At 55.7% G+C, this 210-nt stretch carries 1 tRNA gene; it reads left to right on the forward strand.

From position 1 onward, the window contains the following. Nucleotides 1-126 precede the first annotated feature (126 nt). Nucleotides 127-203 (forward strand) — tRNA-Asp (locus OGV69_RS00075). Nucleotides 204-210: the final 7 nt, after the last annotated feature.

Here is a 210-nt window from a genome sequence, read left to right on the forward strand (position 1 = left end):
CTCAGAAGTGAAACGCCGTAGCGCCGATGGTAGTGTGGGGTCTCCCCATGCGAGAGTAGGGAACTGCCAGGCATCAAATTGCAGTAAGCCGGGATGAAAATCCGGGTGGTGACAAAGAAATTCGGTGGAGCGGTAGTTCAGTTGGTTAGAATACCTGCCTGTCACGCAGGGGGTCGCGGGTTCGAGTCCCGTCCGTTCCGCCACTTATTA

The sequence above is a fragment of the Citrobacter sp. Cc139 genome (genome assembly GCF_030334645.1).
In the GTDB taxonomy this organism is placed as follows: Bacteria; Pseudomonadota; Gammaproteobacteria; order Enterobacterales; family Enterobacteriaceae; genus Citrobacter; species Citrobacter werkmanii.